Source organism: Kitasatospora sp. NPDC007106, from assembly GCF_040634455.1.
GTDB classification, from domain to species: Bacteria; Actinomycetota; Actinomycetes; order Streptomycetales; family Streptomycetaceae; genus Kitasatospora; species Kitasatospora arboriphila.
The window spans coordinates 1-3,517 of the sequence record NZ_JBEYFP010000624.1 but is presented as its reverse complement, the minus strand read 5'-3'; the positions used below and the strand labels follow the sequence as shown (position 1 = coordinate 3,517).

Annotated in this window: 1 protein-coding gene; it reads right to left on the bottom strand. The window is 73.0% G+C overall.

All coding sequences use genetic code 11. The annotated features are described in order from the left end of the window. A partial coding sequence (locus tag ABZ641_RS29625) for a TIM-barrel domain-containing protein (protein ID WP_359986686.1) occupies window positions 1-3,186 on the bottom strand: 3,186 nt, incomplete at its 3' end. Between the last annotated feature and the right edge of the window lie 331 nt (window positions 3,187-3,517).

Here is a 3,517-nt window from a genome sequence, read left to right as displayed (position 1 = left end):
GTCCAACTGCGCCTCCGTCAGCAGGCCGCGCTCGACGTAGCCGCGCTCCAGCACCACCTGGCGGATCGTCTTGCGCTCGGCCAGCGACTGCTTGGTCTCCGGTGCGAGGCACTTCCCGCCGCTGACCAGGGCGAGTTGCGGCCCTTGCTGCCAGCGCTGCCCGGTGGAGCCGTTGCAGGGCTGCACGGCGACGGTGCCGGCCGTCCCGTCGAGGCAGACCCCGGCGAGTCCGGTGAGCGACCCGTCGGCGTGCAGGGTCCAGCGCTGGTTGCCGCCGCCGTGGCAGGTGTAGAGGGTCGGCCGGGTGCCCGGGGCGGTCGCCGAGCCGGGCAGGTCGACGCAGCTGCCGGAGGCGCCGTTGACCAGGGTGGTGTCGGTCGGTGGCGGCAGGGCGCGTCCGGTAGCGCCGATCTCGGCGGCACTCGTCCACGGGCCGCGGTCGCCCGCCTCGCTCAGCGTCTTCAGCCGCAGGTAGCGGCCGTTCTTGGCGCCGAAGGAGATCCGTTGCTGCACCGCGCTGTCCGGGAGGCTCCCGATGGCGACGGGGCTGCCCCAGTCGGCGGTGGTGTCGGAGACGTACACCTCGTAGCCGCCGATCCGGCCGTTGACGCCGCCGTCCTGCCGGGGCAGGTAGCTCAGGCCGTCGACGGCGTAGCGGGCGCCGAGGTCGATCTGCAGCTCGTGCGGCAGTGGTGCGGCGGTGCCGGACCACTTGCTGTGCCAGAGGGTGGCGCTGTTGCCGTCGATGGCGTTCGCGGCGGCACCGTTCTCGGCCGAGGTCTCCTGGCTGTCGGCGTAGGCGATCGTCCAGCCGGCGGTGGGGATCGGGGTGGCGCCGGGGATCGCGCTGCCGGTGGGCAGGGTGAGGCCGGCGGCCGTCACGGTGAAGGCGGCGGAGCGGGAGCCGGTCTTGACCAGGAGCACGCCGGAGCGGTCCGCCGGGTCGAAGTACCAGCCGCTGGCGGCCGCGTCGTAGGCGCTGCGGCTGGCCAGTGCGGGCAGCGCGGTGCCGCCGACGCTGACGCTGCCGGGTGCGGCGGCGGCGTGCACGGTGAACTCGTAGTCGCGGGAGGCGGGTTTGCCGGTGTAGCTGCCGGTGGCCGCGCCGACGGCGATGCTGACGTCGCCGGTGCCGGACTGCGGTGCGGTGACGTCCACCCGCTGTCGGGCGTACGCCCCGGACTGGTAGGCGCGGGTGGTGCCGTCGTCCTCGTACAGGCTGAAGGTGGAGCTGCCGCGCGGGTAGACGTCGTAGGTCAGCCGGGAGACGGGCTTCTCGCCGGCGTAGTTCATCTGCGGCCACATCGGCACGACCGCACCGGACTTGACGAAGAGCGGCAGGGTGTCGAGCGGCGCGCTGTAGCCGTTGAGCCAGCCGGGCCCGGTGTACGCCTTGCCCGTCCAGTAGTCCGTCCAGGTGCCGGCGGGCAGGTAGATGCCGTCGCGGACGGCGGTGTCGGAGACGACCGGGGCGACGAGGAAGGAGTCGCCGGCCATGAACTGGCCGCTGGTCGCGTTGCCGCGCGCCACCGGGTCGTCCGGGTACTCCAGCACCATCGCCCGGGTGGACGGGACGCCGGTGTCGGTGGCGTTGCGGCTCATCGTGTACAGGTAGGGGGTGAGCCGCATCTTCAGCTGCAGGTACTTGCGGTTGATCGACAGGTAGGGCTCGGCGAACCGCCAGGGCTGCTTGTCCTGGTAGCCCGCGGACGGGTTGGTCGCGCCCCAGCCGGACATCGTCATGAACGCCGGGGTGAAGGCCTTCCACTGCAGGTCGCGGACGTAGGTCTTCGGGCTGCCGCCGAAGATGCCGTCGACGTCGCCGGAGGCGTAGTTGAGGCCCGACAGGCCCGCACCGGCGATCGCCGGGACGTGCCAGCGCATGGCGTCCCAGGTGCCGCTGGTGTCGCCCGTCCAGACGACGGCGTTGCGCTGGGTGCCGGCCCAGCCGTCGACCGTCCAGACGAAGCGGCGGGCGTCGGAGTGGTCCTCGATCCCGGCGACGGCCTGCTGCACGCCGGTGAAGGCGGTCTTGTAGCCGCCGCCGATCCAGGCGACGTCCGTCTTCACCGCCCGGGAGCCGGCCGTGCCGACCTCCCAGTCGATGTTCGACAGCCCGGTGGAGGTCCACAGTCCGGTGTGCACGCCCTTGGCGGCGAGACCGGAAACGGTGTTCGGCAGGTCGGTGTAGCCGCAGCCGTAGCCGTCGTTGGGCAGGAACCAGCCGGAGGGCATGTCGGCGGCGCGGGCGTCGGCGGCGTAGCCGACCGCGTCCGGGGTGGTCTGGTGGCGGAGCCGGGCGTGGTCGCCCTGGTAGGCGGGGTTGGAGGCGTTGAAGCAGTCGGCGTTGCCGAGTTCGAGGCCCCAGACCGGGGCGAGGAAGGGCTTGCCGGTGACGTCGGTGTAGCCGCCGAGCACGCCCTTGAGCGAGTCGCCGGCGAAGTACCAGGCGTCGAAGCGCTTCTCGTCGTGCGCGAGCGTGGTCGGCGAACCGAAGCCGTAGGAGCCGGGGGCCCAGGTGTTGCGCATCACGCCGTAGCCGTTGGTGGACATGTAGAACGGCGCGGGGCTGGCGTTGCTGTTCTCCGTCCAGGAGTTGCTGACGGAGACCGGCACGGTTTTGTCGCGCAGCGCCCAGTCGCCGAGGCGCAGACCGGTGCCGTAGAACTGCTCGTCGGCGCCGCGGGTGAGGTACTGGGTGGTCCGGTTGGCGGTCCAACTGGTGGGCTGGGACTCGGCCCAGAGCAGCGTGGTGTTGTCGGCCCGGTAGAGGGCGAAGGTGAGCGGCGACTTGTTGATCCGCAGCGAGACGGCCGGGGTGGCGATCCGCCAGTAGGCGCCGGCGTCGGTCTGGGTGGCGTCGACGGCGCCGAAGTCGGTGGTGATCGCGAGGTCGTGGCCGGCCGGGTCGTCGGTGAAGCTGCCGTCCGGCGAGAGCCAGATCCGCAGGATGTCGGCCCGGGCGAGGACGATCCGGGCGGCGGCGCCGCCGGAGGCGGTCACCGTGAAGGTGTTGCCGGAGCGGGTGATCCCGGTGGCGTTGCCGGGAGTTGCGGCGCCGGCGGGGTGGGCCGGGCCGAGGACGGCGGCGAGGACGGCGACGAGCAGCAGGGCGAGCGGGAGCGCGATGGGCCTGGCGCCGGGACTTCCCGGCCGCGGTCGGACGGTGGGCGGAGCGGATCGCACGAGGGTGCCTCCTCGGAGGTCTGCGGGGTCCGGTGACCCGACACGGCGCCGCGGCACGCTCGACTCGGCCGCGGGCAGGGGCAGTCGGGGCTGTCCCGGCGGTCCGGACCGTCGGGGCGGTCGGGGCCGTCAGGGCGCTTCACATCAGAGCAGAGCCCTGATGTGACGTCAATTGCTCGAACCGGCCGATGTTTGCGCAGTTTCGCGCAGATGCGCGCGAGCCGTGCGCACGAAGGGGCCGGAGCCGCCACCGGACGGGGCGGGACCTCGCACAACGGCCGGGGCCGGCGCGGATCGTCCGCACCGGCCCCGCCGTAGGAAGAGCACCCCG